The 14391-nt window shown below is 63.4% G+C and carries 13 protein-coding genes; 9 read left to right on the top strand and 4 right to left on the bottom strand.

The genetic code is table 11. The features are described from left to right. Positions 1-249: 249 nt before the first annotated feature. Together ACVW16_RS13835 and ACVW16_RS13830 are read left to right on the top strand one after the other, a co-directional pair. Complete coding sequence (locus ACVW16_RS13835) at positions 250-753, top strand: GFA family protein (RefSeq protein WP_456737215.1); 504 nt, start codon at positions 250-252, stop codon at positions 751-753. A 106-nt stretch (positions 754-859) separates the two neighbouring features. Further along, the gene (locus ACVW16_RS13830; protein ID WP_456737216.1) at positions 860-2521 is read left to right on the top strand and encodes a thiamine pyrophosphate-binding protein; all 1662 of its coding nucleotides are present in this window, start codon (positions 860-862) and stop codon (positions 2519-2521) included. A gap of 59 nt (positions 2522-2580) precedes the next feature. Here the strand turns inward: ACVW16_RS13830 and ACVW16_RS13825 are convergent, their stop codons facing one another. Further along, positions 2581-3960: an LLM class flavin-dependent oxidoreductase gene (locus ACVW16_RS13825; protein WP_456737217.1), complete on the bottom strand. Its 1380-nt coding sequence runs from the start codon at positions 3958-3960 to the stop codon at positions 2581-2583. Positions 3961-4189: 229 nt separating this feature from the next. Here ACVW16_RS13825 and ACVW16_RS13820 point away from each other — a divergent pair, with 229 nt between their 5' ends. From ACVW16_RS13820 to ACVW16_RS13795, 6 genes are all read left to right on the top strand, one after another. Continuing rightward, entirely contained in the window at positions 4190-5575 is a 1386-nt protein-coding gene (locus tag ACVW16_RS13820) for a M20 family metallopeptidase (protein ID WP_456737218.1), read from the top strand. Between the two features lie 86 nt (positions 5576-5661). Continuing rightward, positions 5662-6573, top strand: coding sequence for an amino acid ABC transporter substrate-binding protein (locus ACVW16_RS13815; RefSeq protein WP_456699745.1), 912 nt, complete (start codon positions 5662-5664; stop codon positions 6571-6573). Between the two features lie 118 nt (positions 6574-6691). Then, positions 6692-7423, top strand: coding sequence for an amino acid ABC transporter permease (locus ACVW16_RS13810; RefSeq protein ID WP_456699744.1), 732 nt, complete (start codon positions 6692-6694; stop codon positions 7421-7423). A 4-nt stretch (positions 7424-7427) separates the two neighbouring features. Further along, complete coding sequence (locus ACVW16_RS13805) at positions 7428-8120, top strand: amino acid ABC transporter permease (protein ID WP_456737219.1); 693 nt, start codon at positions 7428-7430, stop codon at positions 8118-8120. Between the two features lie 8 nt (positions 8121-8128). Further along, complete coding sequence (locus tag ACVW16_RS13800) at positions 8129-8860, top strand: amino acid ABC transporter ATP-binding protein (protein WP_456737220.1); 732 nt, start codon at positions 8129-8131, stop codon at positions 8858-8860. 118 nt (positions 8861-8978) lie between these two features. Further along, positions 8979-9839, top strand: a complete 861-nt coding sequence (locus ACVW16_RS13795; RefSeq protein WP_456737221.1) for a D-amino-acid transaminase — start codon at positions 8979-8981, stop codon at positions 9837-9839. 125 nt (positions 9840-9964) lie between these two features. Here the strand turns inward: ACVW16_RS13795 and ACVW16_RS13790 are convergent, their stop codons facing one another. From ACVW16_RS13790 to ACVW16_RS13780, 3 genes are all read right to left on the bottom strand, one after another. Further along, complete coding sequence (locus tag ACVW16_RS13790; protein WP_456699740.1) at positions 9965-10426, bottom strand: carboxymuconolactone decarboxylase family protein; 462 nt, start codon at positions 10424-10426, stop codon at positions 9965-9967. Positions 10427-10452: 26 nt separating this feature from the next. Then, positions 10453-12072, bottom strand: coding sequence for an MDR family MFS transporter (locus ACVW16_RS13785; RefSeq protein WP_456737222.1), 1620 nt, complete (start codon positions 12070-12072; stop codon positions 10453-10455). Positions 12073-12185: 113 nt separating this feature from the next. Then, a complete protein-coding gene (locus tag ACVW16_RS13780) occupies positions 12186-13337 on the bottom strand; it encodes an HlyD family secretion protein (RefSeq protein WP_456737223.1) in 1152 nt (383 codons plus the stop codon). Positions 13338-13480: 143 nt separating this feature from the next. Here ACVW16_RS13780 and ACVW16_RS13775 point away from each other — a divergent pair, with 143 nt between their 5' ends. After that, positions 13481-14389 (top strand): LysR family transcriptional regulator, encoded by a 909-nt coding sequence (locus ACVW16_RS13775; RefSeq protein ID WP_092229896.1) that lies wholly within the window; start codon positions 13481-13483, stop codon positions 14387-14389. Positions 14390-14391: the final 2 nt, after the last annotated feature.

The raw sequence follows: 14391 nt of genomic DNA, 5'->3' as shown, positions 1-14391 counted from the left end.
AGCTCGGATGGAGCGAAGCGAAATCCGGGTTTCGTGCCCACCGTCGAGATTCCCGGATTGCGTTTCGCCCGATCCGGGCTACGGGGTTAGCATGTGACTCCGACGGACCCACAAACTCCGTCATTGCGAGCGCAGCGAAGCAATCCAGGGCCCCTCCGCAGAAACAGCCTGGATTGCTTCGTCGCATCAGCGCAAAATTGCTACGCAATTTTGTCCCGAGCTGCTTGCAATGACGACGGAGAGACCATCATGGCCAAAGCCGCAGTCGCCGCAGGAACCGCCACCGGCCAGTGCCTGTGCGGCAAGGTCACGTTCGAGATCGACGTCCCTGCGCGATGGGCCTGGCACGATCACTCCGCCGCCAGCCGCCGCGCCCATGGCGCCGCCTATGCCACCTATGTCGGCAGCTGGAAGAAGCGGTTTCGCATCACGTCGGGCCGGACAGCGCTGACCCGCTACGAGGACAAGGCGACCAGGACGGCGCGCAGCTTCTGCTCGCATTGCGGCACGCCGATCGCCTATGAGCGCCCGCGCGGTCCCCACATGGTCAACATTCCTCGCGCGCTGTTTAAGGAGCGCACCGGCCGCCAGCCGCTCTATCACATCGCGATCGAGGAGTTGCAGGAATGGGCCTATACCGGCGAGCCGCTGGTGCCGCTGAAGGGCTTTCGCGGTGTGGTCTGGCAGCGCTCGAAAAAGAAGAAGCGCGCGGGCGGTGAGGATCCGTTCGAATTGGGGCGCGAGGAGATGTAGCGCCGCTCCCTCGCAATGCAGCCATGACCGCGCTTCCTTGCGCGTACGCCAAGATTTCGGCCATCATGCTTCCGTCCTTGCGGCAACGTCCGCTCCTGGAGGAAACATGAAGAACAAGATCACGGGCCGCTCCGCCTTTCTCGCGCTGCTCAAGGACGAAGGCATCACGCATCTGTTCGGCAATCCCGGGACCACCGAGCTGCCGATCATGCATGCTCTGAAGGATCACCCCGACCTCACCTATGTGATGGCGATGCAGGAGAGCCTGGTGGTGGCGATCGCGGACGGCTATAGCCGGGCCTCCGGAAAGCTCGTCGCCTGCAACGTCCATGTCGCGCCCGGCCTCGGCAACGCGATGGGCTCGCTCTACAACGCGCAGTTCACGGGCACGCCGATGATCCTCACCGCGGGACAGCAGGAGCAGGGCCACGGACTGATGGAGCCCGTGCTTTATGGTCCGCTGGTGCGCATGGCCGAGCCGCTGGTGAAATGGGCGGTCGAGGTGACGCGGCTGGAGGACTTGCCGCGCATCGTGCGTCGCGCCGCCAAGGTTGCGATGACGCCGCCGACCGGGCCGGTGTTCATCTCGCTGCCGGGCGACATCCTCAACAGCGAGGCCGGCATCGACCTCGGCTGCTCCACCCGCATCGACGCGCGCACAAAGCCATCAGACGAGGCGCTGAGGGCGCTTGCCGCGCGGCTGCTGAAGGCCGAGCGCCCCGTCATCGTCACCATGGACGAGGTGGTCAAGAGCGACGCTCTGAAAGAGGCCGCCGAACTCGCCGAGCTGCTGGGTGCTGCCGCCTACCAGTCCTCGACGCCCTATGGCTCGCACTTCCTGTCGGAGAGCCCGAGCTTCATCGGCACGCTTGCGCGTGTACAGAAGCTCGCGCGCGATACGCTGGCGCCCTACGATCTCCTGATCGCGCTCGGCGGCGATCCGCTGCGCATGTCCGTCCAGAGCGAGATCGATGCGCTGCCCGATGGACTCGGCATCGTCCAGATCGGCCTTGTCGATTGGGAGATCGCCAAGAACTACGGTGCCGAGATCGCGTTGAAGGCGGATGTGAAGGAAACGCTGCGCGCGCTGATCCCGGTGCTGAAAGAGATGGGCGGTGCGACGCTCGCGAGCCGCGCCGGGCAGCGCCTTGCCGAGCTCGCGCCGAAGAACTGGACCGCGCGCCGCGCGGCGCTGATTGAGCAGATCGGCAAGAGCGCGGGCCGCTCTCCGATCGATCCCGATTATCTCGTGCTGCAAATGGTCGACGCCATGCCCGACCATGCCATCCTCGTCGACGAAGGCCTCACCTCCAGCCGCCAGGTCACGGCGCTGCGCCCGCATCGCGACCGCTACGGCTATCACGGCCTCGCCTCGGGCGGCATCGGCTGGGGCCTGCCGGCGTCGGTCGGCGCCAGCATCGCCAATCCGGATCGCCCCGTGGTTTGCTTCTCCGGCGACGGCAGCGCGATGTATTCGATCCAGTCGCTGTGGACGGCGGCGCATCACAAGCTGCCGCTCAATGTCGTCATCGCCAACAACGGCGGCTACCGCATCATCAAGCAGCGGCTGCTCGCCTTCCATGGTGACGATAATTACGTCGGCATGGATTTCGCCGATCCTCCGGTGGATTTCACGGGTGTCGCGAAGGCGCTGGGCTGTGAGGCGATCAAGATCAGCGATCCCGGCGAGCTGAAAGCGACGCTGGCGTCGGCATTTGGCAGGCCCGGAACGAAGCTGATCGAGGTGATGGTGGACGGGAAAGTGTAGCCACTTGTCGTCCCCGCGTTCGCAGGGACGACAGCCCGGGGTGTGGCGCAACTTTCCGCCTAGCCCTTCTTGCCCACCCGATACCCCGCCGCCGGATGCGGCGCATCCAGCCTTGCACGTCCGCCACCAAACAGCTTCTCCCGCAGCGTCCCCTGAGCATATTCCTTCTTGTACCGCCCGCGCCTGGTCAACTCCGGCACCAGCATGTCCGAGATATCCTCGAAATCGCCGGGCGAGATCGCAAAGGCGACGTTGAGGCCGTCGACGTCAGTCTTTTCGAACCAGTCCTCGATCTTGTCCGCGACGCTTTCCGGCGTGCCGACCACGACCGGGCCCGCTCCGCCGATGCCGACATGCTCGATGACATCGCGCACGGTCCAGACCCGGTCGGGATCGCCGCGGGTGACGTTGTCCAGGGCGCTGCGGCCGGCATCGTTCTGGACGTGACGGACCTGCTGATCGAGCTCGTAGCCGGAGAAGTCGATGCCGGTCCATCCCGACATCAAGGCGAGCGCGCCTTCCGGATTGATATGCGACCGATAGTCGGCATATTTCGCCGCGGCCTCGGCTTCCGTGTTGCCGAGGATGATCGTCATCATGTTGAACATGAGGATCTCGGCCGGGTTGCGGCCGAGTGCGGCAGCCTCCTGGCGGATCGCGGCGACGCGCGGCGCAATGATCTTGGCTGACGGTCCCGACATGAACACGCATTCGGCGTGCTTGGCCGCGAACTGCCGGCCGCGCGGCGAGGTGCCGGCCTGATAGAGCACCGGCGTACGCTGCGGCGATGGCTCACTGAGATGGATGGTGTTGTTGATGCGGTAATTCGCACTCTCATGATTGATGCGATGAACCTTGCTGGGATCGGTGAAGATACCGCGCTTGCGATCGCGCAGCACCGCATCATCCTCCCAGCTGCCTTCCCAGAGCTTGTAGACCACCTCCATATATTCGTCGGCGATGTCGTAGCGATCGTCATGCCCGGTCTGCTTGTCCTTGCCGGCGCCGCGTGCGGCGCTGTCGAGATAGCCGGTGACGACGTTCCAGCCGATCCGGCCTTCGGTGAGATGATCAAGCGTCGACATCCGCCGGGCGAACGGATAGGGCGGCTCGAACGAGAGGTTGCTGGTGACGCCGAAGCCGAGGTTTTTCGTCACCGCCGCCATCGCCGAAAGCAGCAGCAGCGGTTCGTTCGACGGCGTCTGCGCAGCATTGCGCAAGGCTGCGTCAGGGCTGCTGCCATAGACGTCGTAGACGCCGAGCACGTCGGCCAGGAACAGGCCGTCGAAACGGCCCCGTTCCAGCGTCCTGGCGAGATCGATCCAGTAGGGCAGGCGGTTATATTCGGCGGTGCGGTCGCGCGGATGGGTCCAGAGTCCCGGTGACTGATGTGCGACGCAATTCATCGCAAATGCGTTGAGCCTGATCTGCTTGGCCATGCTGGTCCCTCGGCGCCCTGTACTGAGCGCTCTTCGAATGATAGACGTGCGCCCCAACCTGGCGACGTTCTTGCATATAACTTGCGTCTGGCAAGGCCAAAATCCGCGGCACGTCTGCACTTGGCAAGCCAGGCTCAAGAGAGCAAGAAGGAAATCGCCGGTCCCCGCCACTTTCGAGCGCCCGCGTAGTCCGCTACGTTGCCTCGTTCCATCAGTTGAAGCGAAACGAATGAGCAGAGCCGACGCCATCGCCCGCGCCCGGGACGACTTCAAATCCGGTGCGTTCCTCGCCGAACTGGACCGCCGCGTCGGCTTCAAGACCGAAAGCCAGAATCCGTCGCGGGGCGCCGAGCTGCGCGCCTATCTGGAGCAGGAGATGATGCCCTCCTTCGCCGCGCTCGATTTCAGCAGCCGCCTGGTCGAATCCCCGAGCGGCAAGTCGCCGTTCCTGTTTGCCGAGCATCACGAGAATGCGTCGGCGCCGACCGTGTTGGTCTACGGCCATGGCGACGTCGTCGATGGCATGGAAGGCGAGTGGCGCGACGGCCGCGATCCCTGGCGCACGACGACATCAGGCATTCGTCTCTATGGCCGCGGCACTGCCGACAACAAGGGCCAGCACAGCATCAACATGGCCGCACTCCGCGCGGTGCGGCAAGCTCGTGGCGGCAAGCTCGGTTTCAATGCGAAATTCATCGTCGAGATGGGCGAGGAGATCGGCTCGCCTGATCTTGCCAAGGTCTGCGAGCTCAACCGCGACGCGCTCAAGGCCGATTTGTTCATGGCCTCCGATGGGCCGCGGCTGTCGGCGGATCGGCCCACCCTGTTCCTGGGCTGCCGCGGCGGCATCCGCATTCATCTCGATGTCAACCTGCGAGACGGCGGTCATCATTCCGGCAATTGGGGTGGCGTGCTCGCCAACCCTGCGACCATCCTGGTCAATGCGATTTCAACGCTGGTCGACGGCCATGGCCGGCTTCAGCTCGAGGCGCTGAAGCCGCCGCGACTGACCAACCAGATCCGCAGCTATCTGGCCGATGTGCAGGTCGTTCCGACCGAGGACGAGCCACAGCTTGCGGAGAACTGGGGCGAGGACGGCCTGTCCGCGGCCGAGCGGCTCTATGCCTGGAACACGTTGGAAGTACTGGCGATGTCCTCGGGCAATATCGAGAAGCCGGCCAACGCCATTCCCGGCCATGCCAATGCCGTGCTGCAACTGCGTTTCGTGGTGGGCACCAAGGTCGATGGCCTGATCGATGCCGTCCGCGCGCACCTCGTCGCAAAGGGCTTTCCGATGGTCGAGGTGCGGGCGGCCCAGAGCTTTGCCGCCTCCCGCACCGATTTCGACAGCCCGTGGATCGAATGGGCGGCTGAATCAGTGCAGACCACCACCGGCAAGGCACCGGCGGTGCTGCCAAACTTCGGCGGCTCGCTGCCGAACGACGTGTTTTCGGAAGTCCTGGGCCTGCCGACGATCTGGGTCCCGCATTCCTATCCCGGCTGCTCCCAGCATGCGCCCAATGAGCACATCCTGCTGCCATTGACGGAGGAGGCCTTGACGGTGATGGCGGGGCTGTTCTGGGATCTCGGGGAATTACCCGGGCCACTCATCTGAGCCGGCATCCAGCCGAAAGTCACATTCTAATCCGGCCTGATTTGTGCTTGCATCTCGCCGCATCATCCTGAAAGGGGAACAAAAAAGTGAAACATTTCCGTAGCATCGGGCTCGCGCTCGCCGCGACCTTCGCCGTCAGCCAGGCAGGGGCCGAGGAGCTGACCGGCACGCTCAAGAACATCAAGGACACCGGCACCATCACGCTCGGCTTCCGCGACTCCTCGATCCCGTTCTCCTATCTCGACGACAACCAGAAGCCCGTCGGGTTCGCGATGGACATCTGCTACAAGATCGTCGATGCCGTGAAGAAGGAGCTCAAGCTCGACAAGCTCGAGGTGAAGCTCAATCCCGTCACCTCGGCGACCCGTATTCCGCTGATGGCGAACGGCACCATCGACCTCGAATGCGGCTCGACCACCAACAATGCCGAGCGCCAGAAGCAGGTCGCCTTCACCAACACCCACTTCCTGACCGCCAGCCGCTACGTCTTCAAGAAGTCGAGCGGGCTGAAGTCGATCGACGACCTCAAAGGCAAGACGGTGGTCTCCACCGCCGGCACCACCAACATCAAGCAGCTGACCGAAGCCAATGTCGAGAAGAAGCTCGGCGCCAACATCATCCCGGCCAAGGACCACGCCGAAGCCTTCCTGATGGTGGAAACCGACCGTGCGGTCGCCTTCGTCATGGACGACATCCTGCTCGCGAGCCTCGTTGCCGGCTCGAAGTCGCCGTCCGACTACGTCATCTCGAAGGACGCGTTCTCCAAGCCCGAGCCCTACGGCATCATGCTGCGCAAGGATGACGCGCCGTTCAAGAAGGTGGTCGATGCGGCGACCGCAGCGCTCTACACCTCCGGCGAGGGCGAGAAGATCTACGACAAGTGGTTCATGCAGAAGATCCCGCCGAAGGGACTGAACCTCAACACCCCGATGTCGGAAGAGCTGAAGCACGAGTTCGCCAAGCCCTCGGACTCGCCGAATCCGGACGACTACAAGTAAGATCAATCTCGACCTTGCGGTCGGGATCATGTCCGACCACTCTTGACACCAGAGTGGTCGGACATTTGCATGGAAGCCCAACGACCATCTCTGAAGGGCGCGTTCGCGCGGGGGACACGTGAACTACCATTGGAACTGGGGAATTTTTTTCCAGCCGAACCCGATGGGGACCGGCACCTATCTCGACCTGTTGTTGTCGGGACTGGAGCTGACTCTTGAAACCGGGCTGCTGGCCTGGATCATCGCGCTGGTCACCGGCTCGGTGGTCGGCGTGCTGCGCACGCTGCCGTCGAGAGCCGCCAGCTGGTTCGGCTTCGCTTACGTCGAATTCTTCCGCAACATGCCGCTGCTGGTGCAGCTGTTCCTGTGGTTCTTCGTGCTGCCGGAGCTGCTGCCGAAATCGGCCGGCCTCTGGCTGAAGCAATTGCCGAATGCGCCGTTCTGGACCGCGGCGATCGGCATCGGCTTCTTCATGTCGGCGCGCGTCGCGGTGCAATTGCAGGCCGGCATCGGCTCGCTGCCGCGCGGGCAGAAGATGGCCGCCACAGCGCTCGGGCTGACGACGGTGCAGGCCTATCGCTACGTGCTGTTGCCGATGGCGTTTCGCATCATCTTGCCGCCGCTGACCTCCGAGTTCCTCAACACCATCAAGAACACGGCGGTCGCCATCACCATCGGCCTGCTCGAGTTGACCGGACAGGCGCGCTCGATGCAGGAATTCTCGTTCCAGGTGTTCGAGGCCTTCACCGCCGCCACGCTTCTGTATCTCCTCGTCAACGCCGTCGTCGTGACCGCGATGCGCTTCCTCGAGCGCTACGTCGCGATCCCCGGCTACATCACGGGGAAATAGCGCGATGTTCGGCAATTTCGATTTCGATGTCATCGTCCGCGCGCTGCCCTATCTGTTCTATGAGGGCATGAGCTTCACGTTGTTGTTGACGGCGCTGTCCGCGCTCGGCGGCCTGGTTTTCGGCACGGCGCTCGCGCTGATGCGGCTGTCGGGCTACAAGACCCTCGGGCGGATCGCCGGCCTCTATGTCGACTTCATGCGCTCGCTGCCGCTGGTCCTGGTGATCTTCTGGTTCTACTTCCTGGTGCCCTATATCGGACAGTGGCTGACCGGCGCCTCGCGGCCGATCAGCGTCGGTGCGTTCGCGTCCTCGCTCATCACCTTCATCATGTTCGAGGCCGCCTATTTCTCCGAGATCATGCGCGCCGGCATCCAGTCGATCTCGCGGGGACAGCCGGCCGCGGCCAGCGCGCTCGGCCTGACTTACGCGCAAACCATGCGCTACGTCGTGCTGCCGCAGGCGTTCCGCAACATGCTGCCGGTGCTGATCACGCAAACCATCGTCCTGTTTCAGGACACCTCGCTGGTCTACGTGCTGTCGATCACCGATTTCCTCGGCGCTGCCAGCAAGGTCGCGCAGCGTGACGGTCGTCTGGTCGAGATGTACCTGTTTGCTGCCGTCGTTTACTTCACCATTTCCTGTATCGCGTCCTACGGCGTCCGCCGCCTGCAGTCGCGCATCGCCATCCTTCGCTAGGGCCCGTCATGATCGAAATCAGCCACGTCGATAAATGGTACAGCCCGACCTTCCAGGTGCTGACCGATTGCACCACGAGCGTCGCCAAGGGCGAGGTGGTGGTGGTGTGCGGCCCGTCCGGTTCGGGCAAGTCGACGCTCATCAAATGCGTCAACGCACTGGAGCCGTTCCAGAAGGGCGACATCAGCATCGACGGCGTCAAGGTCAACGACCCCAAGACCGATCTGCCGAAGCTGCGTTCGCGCGTCGGCATGGTGTTCCAGCATTTCGAGCTGTTTCCGCATCTGAAAATCATCGACAATCTCTGCCTGGCCCAGGAGAAGGTGCTGGGCCGGGCGCACGACAAGGCGATGACCAAAGGCATGGCCCTGCTCGATCGCGTCGGCCTGAAGGAGCATGCGAAGAAATTTCCAGCGCAGCTCTCCGGCGGCCAGCAGCAGCGCGTCGCCATTGCGCGCGCTCTCGCCATGGATCCGATCGCGATGCTGTTCGACGAGCCGACCTCGGCGCTCGATCCTGAAATGATCAGCGAGGTACTCGACGTCATGGTCGATCTCGCCCGTGAAGGCATGACCATGATGGTCGTGACCCATGAGATGGGCTTTGCCCGCAAGGTCGCCAATCGCGTGATCTTCATGGACCGCGGCGAGATCGTCGAGGACGCGCTGAAGGACGATTTCTTTGGCAAGCCCCGCAGCGACCGCGCACAGAAGTTCTTGTCCAAGATTTTGTCGCACTGATTTCCAACGTCATTCCGGGCTCGTCGCTTCGCGCCGCCCCGGAATGACGAAACGAGGGGTGATCGCTTCCCGCAACTGGCGTATAAGGCGCCAAATCCCTTTTTGCTGGAGACCCGCCTTGGATTCGATCGCCTACGTCAACGGCTCATTCGTCCCGCTTTCGGACGCGAAAATCTCGGTGCTCGACCGCGGCTTCCTGTTTGCCGACGGCATCTACGAGGTTTCGGCCGTGCTCGACGGCAAGCTGGTCGACAACGCCTCGCATCTGGCGCGGCTGGAGCGCTCGGTCGGCGAGATCAAGCTGAAGCTGCCGGAGACGGTCGAGCGCATCACCGAGCTGCAGAAGGAGCTGATTGCCCGCAACGAGCTGGTGAGCGGTCTCGTCTATCTCCAGGTCACGCGTGGCGCCGACAAGGGCCGCGATTTCGCCTTCCCCAAGGCCGAAATCGTATCGAGCCTGGTGATGTTCACCTCGGAAAAGGACATCATCAACTCAGAATCTGCGAAGACCGGCATCAACGTCATCACCGTGCCCGACATCCGCTGGGAACGCCGCGACATCAAGAGCGTCGCGCTGCTGGCGCAAGTGCTGGCAAAGCAGGCCGCGGCGGAAGCCGGCGCCGGCGAAGCCTGGATGCTGGAAGACGGTTATGTCACCGAAGGTGGTTCGTCCTCGGCCTTCATCCTCACCAAGAATGACGTCATCGTCACCCGCAAGAACTCCAATGCGATCCTGCCGGGCTGCACCCGCAAGGCGGTCGTCGCTCTCGCCGAAGAGCGCCAGCTCCGCGTCGAGGAACGGTCCTTCACGGTTGAGGAGGCCCTGGCCGCCAAGGAAGCCTTCGCCACCTCAGCCTCGTTGTTCGTGCAGCCCGTGGTCGCGATCGACGGCAAGAAGGTTGGCGACGGCAAGCCCGGCCCGATGGCCACGCGGCTGCGCGAGATCTATGTGGAGTTCGCCAAGGCGACGGCGGTTTAGGCCGCATACTCGGCTGCGGTAGGGTGGGCAAACGCGCTGTTGCGCCGTGCCCACCACCTCTCCAGTTCGCTGAAAAGCCGTGGGCACGCTTCGCTTCGCCCACCCGACAGATCTGTTCCTGTCGCCTACGCCACCGACGCCTTCACCTTCACCGGATGAACCGAGCGGAACGCGATCGCCAGCCTGTTCCAGGCGTTGATCGCGCCGATCAGCGCGGTCAGGTTGACCGTCTCGGCATCGGAGAACTGGGCGCGAACCTCTTCGTAGACGTCGTCGGGCGCGTGCGTCTCCGCAATCAACGTCACGGATTCAGTCCAGGCCAGCGCGGCGCGCTCGCGATCGGTATAGAGCGGGGACTCGCGCCAGGCGTTGAGCAGATAGATGCGCTGCTCGGTCTCGCCGCGCTTGCGCGCATCCTCGGTGTGCATGTTGATGCAGAAGGCGCAACCGTTGATCTGCGAGGCCCGGATCTTGACGAGCTCGATCAGCGATTTCTCGAGTCCGGTGGACTGGATCTGCTCTTCCAATGCCATCAGCGCCTTCATCGTATCGGGGGCGGCCTGGTAGAAATTCATGCGGGGTTTCATGGTCGTTCTCCTTGCTGGTTGAGGGATCAGTGGGCGCCGCCGGCCGACGTATGGCCAGCTTTCTTCAGGAAGAGCACGGCGATCAGGGCCACGATCAGCGCCATTCCGAGCAGATAGAACGTGTCGCTGAAGGCGAGGATATAAGCCTGCTTCTGCACGATATGGCCGATCGCGACATAGGCACGATGCGCGGCATCCGCACGGTCCAGCACGCCGTGATTCATGAAATATTGCGTAAGCTGTTCCAGCCGTGTGCGGGTGGCCTGCTCGAACAGCGAGACCGACTGCATCAGCACGTTGGAGTGATACTGCTCCCGCTTGGTCAGCACGGTCTGGAGCAGCGCGATGCCGACGGCGCCGCCGAGGTTGCGCATCATGTTGAACAGGCCGGACGCCGAACCCGCATTCTCCGGCTCGATGCCTGAGGTCGCGACCGCCGAGAGCGGCGCCATGACCAGCGCCTGCCCGACGGCACGGACGACATTGGGCCACAGCAGCTGGTCGGCGGCATAGTCGCTGGTCATGAAGATGTTCATGAAATTCGACCCCGCGAACAGCACGAAGCCGACGCCGATGATGACCCGCGCGTCGAACTTCTGCATCAGGCGCGGCACCAGCGGGATCAGCACGAGCTGCGGCAATCCGGTCCAGGCCAGCACAGTGCCGATCTGCTCGGCATTGTAGCCCTGGATGCGTGACAGATATTGCGGCAGGATGAACACCGAGCCGTACAGCGCAATGCCGAGCAGGAAATTCGCGAGCATGCCGAAGCCGAAATTGCGGCGGACCAGCAGGCGCAGGTTCAACAACGGCTTCTTCACGGTGAGCTCGATGATCAGGAAGGCGGTCAGTGCGACGGCTGCGATCACGCTGAGCTTGACGATGAAGGGCGAGCCGAACCAATCGTCCTTGTTGCCTTCCTCCAACACGGTCTGCAGTGCGGACAGGCCGATCGCCATGGTGATGATGCCGGCCCAGTCGCCTTCCGCGAGCAGCGACAGCTTCATCGGTTTGGCGTCGAGCGCATACCAGAGCATGCCGACCATGATCGCGCCGGGCACGAGATTGACGTAGAAGATGTATTGCCAGCCGAGATTTTCGGTGAGATAGCCGCCGATGGTCGGGCCGATCGCCGGCGCGAACGTCGCCGACAACGCGAACAGCGCAAGGCCGACCGGCTGCTTGGCACGCGGCAGCAGGGTAATGATCAGCGTGAACGCCATCGGGATCAGCACGCCGCCGGTAAAGCCCTGCACGGCGCGCAGCACGATCATCTGCGGCAGGTCCTGCGCCAGCGCGCAGGCCGCGGACAGCAGCAGGAACAGCACCGCGTTGGTCAACAGATAGATCCGGATCGAGAACACCTGCGCGAGCCATCCCGAGAGTGGGATCACCACGATCTCGGCGATCAGATAGGAGGTCGAGATCCAGCCGCCGTCGTCGATACCGGCGCCGATCGCGCCCTGGATGTCGGCGAGCGAGGCGTTGACGATCTGGATGTTCAGCACCGCCATGAACGCGCCGAGCGTGGCGCCGATCACCGCGATCCACGTTCTGGCAGAGACAACAGGCGTGGCGGGAGCAGCAGCCGGGGCAGGGAGATCGGTGGCGGAAGCGGCGTCGAGGGTCGATTGAAGCGTGCTCATGGAAGCCTCGTCTCGGATACGGAGACAGCATGCATTAGGCGGATGGTTTCGATAATCCCGGAAGCCCGGGAAGGATCATCCCGCTAGACTTGATGATCCTGCCACGTTCCGGGTCAGCCGCCGTTCGCACGCGGCGAATTGTCGGCAACGCGCCTCGCGGTCTCGCGCTCGGCCACCACGGTCGCCTTGGTATCGACCGTCGGCACCGCCGACATGCCGGGGCGCAGCAGGCCGGTGAGGCTGTGATCGTCAAGCACGATCTTCACCGGCACGCGCTGCACGATCTTGGTGAAATTGCCCGTGGCATTGTCGGGAGGCAGCAGCGCGAATTCAAGTCCGCTGGCCGGCGAAAGGCTATCGACATGGCCGTGCAGCGTGCGATTGCGGAAACTGTCGACATGCAGCTCGACCGGCTGGCCCGCGCGCACATGCGTGAGCTGGGTTTCCTTGAAATTTGCGACGACGTAGACCGCGTCGAGCGGAACCACTGCCATCAATTGCGTGCCGGCCTGCACGTACTGTCCGACGCGCAAGGAGCGGGCGCCGATCGTTCCGTCAACAGGTGCAGTGATCTCGGTATAGGACAGGTTCAGTTCAGCCTGATCCGCGACGGCGCGAGCGCGATCGAGCTGCGCCGTGGCCTGCGCACGCTGGGTGGTCAGCACGTCGACCTTGCGCTGCGCAGCCAGCAGGCCCGATTTGGCGTGCTGCAATTGCGCGTTGCTGGCGCGGAGCGCCGCGTCGGTCTGCTGCGCGCGCTGGATCGTCCCGGAGCCGGACTTCATGAGCTCGTCGTAGCGGGCGCGCTCTTCCTGCGCGAATTTCAGATTGGCCTCGGCCGCGGTGACGTCGGCGGTGCTCTGCTCGATGACAGGCTGTTGCAGCTCGAGCTGGGCATCGAGGTTGCGGACCGAAGCTTCGGCGGCGGCGACGTCGGCGCGGGCCTGGCCAAGCGCTGCCTTGAAGTCGCGGTCGTCGATCCTGGCCAGCACCTGGCCGGCTTTGACCTTCTCGTTGTCGCCGACCAGGACTTTGGCGATATAACCCGACACCTTCGGGGCGATGATGGTGGAATCGGCCTTCACATAGGCGTCGTCGGTCGATTCCAGGTAGCGGCCGGTGGTCAGGTAATTGTAGCCAAAGTCGCCGGCGGCAGCGACGCCGAGCGCCAGAGCCAGCGCGAGGGCCGCCCGCTTGATCGCCCGGCGGGACGGTTTTAGGTTAATTTCGTCAGTTGTTTCAGTAATATAGGCCGCGTTCGACATATCGCACCCTCGGAATTTCCATGCGCCTGTTTCGAACAGTGCGCTGCTTGACGACTGCAACATGCGTTGTCCCGGCCGTTGTGATAATCCCGGAATTGATGGAAGCATTATCCAGCAATGGCGGATAATCGGAGCTTCGAGCCATGGACCGCTTCACCAGCCTCACGGCCTTCGTCCGCGTGGTCGAAAACGGCGGCTTCTCTGCCGCCGCCCGCCGCCTCAACATGTCGACGACAATGGTAAGCAACCATGTCCAGGCGCTGGAAGACCGGCTCGGCGTGCGGCTTCTGAACCGCACCACGCGAAAAGTGAGCCTCACCGAAATCGGCAAGGCCTATTACGATCGCTCGGCGCAGATCCTCACCGATCTCGAACAGGCTGACGACATCGCCGGCGCGCTGCAATCGACGCCGCGCGGCACGTTGCGCATTCACACCGCCACCCACATGGTCCCGTTCGTCGCGCCCGTGATGGTCGAATTCCTCGCGACCTATCCCGAAGTCAAGGTCGATCTCCGCATGGGCGAGACCAATGTCGACCTGATCGAGGAAGGCTTCGATCTCGCATTGCGTATGATCGCGCCGCCCGACTCCAGCCTGATCGTGCGGAGCCTAGCGACCTGGCGGCACGTGCTGTGCTGCTCGCATTCCTATATCGAGGCGCATGGGCGCGTGCAGACCCTCGAAGAGCTTGCCGGGCACAATTGCGTGCGCCACATCAACTACCCCTTCGACGAGTGGCGCTTCTTCGACCGCAAGGGAACGCCAGCCTCGGTGCGCGTCTCCGGCAATCTGATCACCAACAGTGGCGAAGCCCTGCGTGAGGCGGCGTTGCAAGGCGCAGGCGTCAGCCTCGCGGCGGGATTTTTGGTCGGTGACGATCTCGATTCCGGCCGCCTGGTGCGCCTGCTACCGGAATACCGGCCGGTCGAGATGTCGATGAACGCGGTCTATCCGCATCGCCATCATCTGTCGGCGAAGGTCCGGACCTTCATCGACATGCTCGTGCATCACAGCGCCGAGCAGCAGAAGCTGATCAATCCGTACGCCTGACG

This window comes from Bradyrhizobium sp. USDA 4474, assembly GCF_054057515.1.
This window is presented reverse-complemented; position numbering and strand designations above follow the sequence as displayed.